At 73.6% G+C, this 1,773-nt stretch carries 2 protein-coding genes; one reads left to right on the top strand and one right to left on the bottom strand.

The window, feature by feature from the left end; all coding sequences use genetic code 11:
* Positions 1 to 160: 160 nt before the first annotated feature.
* Positions 161 to 586 carry an RNA polymerase sigma factor gene (locus tag I5E_RS13190; RefSeq protein ID WP_261974939.1) on the top strand — a complete coding sequence of 142 codons (426 nt, stop codon included), beginning with the start codon at positions 161 to 163 and terminating at the stop codon, positions 584 to 586.
* 49 nt (positions 587 to 635) lie between these two features.
* Here I5E_RS13190 and I5E_RS13185 read toward each other — a convergent pair.
* A partial coding sequence (locus I5E_RS13185) for a family 1 glycosylhydrolase (protein WP_148286969.1) occupies positions 636 to 1,773 on the bottom strand: 1,138 nt, incomplete at its 5' end.

Genomic DNA, 1,773 nt, shown 5'->3' with positions numbered 1-1,773 from the left:
AGGACGTCGCAGCGATCTGGAAGCGGATTTCATTCGGGGGCTGCCGGCTGGTTACGGTCTCCGAGGGAGAGATCGGCGAACTCCAGATCGGCTTCACCGGGACGATGTCGGCCCTCTTCCTGAAGAACCTCGGCGACAAGACCCGGCGTGGGCAGGTCGGTTGCGTCGCAGCGGGCCGGATCCCGACGTCGTGCAGGAGACGTTCCTCGCGGCGTGGACGCACCTGGAGTCGATCGTCGACCCGGAGGCGATCGGCGCGTGGTTGGTGACGACCGCGCGGCGACGGAGCTACGACCGGCTGCGTCGGGGCGGGTCGTCGGCGATCCGGTGGGTCGACGAGTCGACGCCGGCGACCGAGGACCACGCCCCGACCGGGGTCGCCGAGCGGTCGTCGCTGGCGGACGCGGCGAGCGCCGTCCTCGCCACGATGCCGGCCGTGCAGCGCCGGTGCTGGGAGCTCCGGCACCTCGACGAGCTGCCGTACCGCGAGGTCGCCGCCGCGGTCGGCCTGCCGGTCTCGACGGTGCGTGGCATGCTCGTGCGAGCCCGGTCGACGCTCGCGCGGGAGCTGGCCGGGTGGCGGTGACGTCGGGGCGTCAGGGTCGATGTGCCGCGGGCGACGACCGCTCGCGTGGTCAGGTGACGACCGTCGCCGTGTCCTGGTCCGTGTGACCGCTCGACGGCTCCCGGGACGACGTCGTCACGGCCTCGGCGCTCGCCCGGAAGGCATCCGCGGCGGCGGTCCGGACCCGGCGGAGGACGCCGTCCGCCCCCTCCTCGAGCCGGACGAGTCCCATCCGCCGCAGGTAGGGCGCGGTGCGATCGCTCGCGGCCCGGCCGACCACGACCTCGGCGGCCAGTTCGAACTCCTCGACGTTCCGCCCCCCGGCGGCGTACGACCAGTCCACGAAGTCGAACAGGGGCCACCACGTGAACCCGCGGACGTCCATCCCGCTCGCCGCCAGGGCGCGGACGGCACCACCGGCGTCACGGACCCAGGCCGAGCGCAGGTCGTCCTCGCCCTCGATCGACGTCTCGGTCACGAGCATCGGCAGTCGGTACCGGTCGGCGAAGCGTCCGAGGGCCTCGGTGAGTCCGTCCACCCAGCGGTCGTGCGTGTGCTGGACCGTTCCGCCCGACCCGGTGACGAGTCGCCGTGGCGTCAGGTCCGGGTAGTAGTTCACGCCGAGCAGGTCGATCGCGACCGCCCCGGTGACGAGCTCCCCCAACGCCGCCTCGGTCGCTCCGTGGGCCAGCAGCCAGTCGTGCGCCGGGTGGCCCGGGACGACGTGCCCGAGGACGAGGTCGGTCGGTACGGTGCCGAGGAGGGTGATCAGCGCCGCTTCCTCCTCGGTCGCTGACTCGCCGTCCCCGGACTCGACGAGGGTGCTGGCCTCGACGTGCACGACCACCGCGCGGGGGTTCGCGGCGCGGACGGCGCGGACGCTCCGCTGGATGCCGTCGGCGATCGCGAGGACCACGGCCGTCCATCCGGCCCACCCTGCAAGGCCCGGTGGCCAGACGCCGCGGAGGCCCGCGAACGACGCGGTGGTGATCGGTTCGTTGAGCGGGGTGACGTGGTCGACCACGCCGGCGTACCGGGCGGCGAAGGCCCCGGCGAACTCGGCGATGACCTCCGGGTAGCGGGGGTCCGCGAACGAGCCGTCGAGCCACGTCGGCGTGCCGTAGTGCACGAGGTCCGCGATGACGGTGACGCCGCCCGAGGCGCGTGGGGCACCGTTCGTCGAGGACCGACAGTCGAACACCCGGGGC

This window comes from Curtobacterium sp. B18 (assembly GCF_000333375.1).
Taxonomy (GTDB): Bacteria; Actinomycetota; Actinomycetes; order Actinomycetales; family Microbacteriaceae; genus Curtobacterium.
This window is presented reverse-complemented; position numbering and strand designations above follow the sequence as displayed.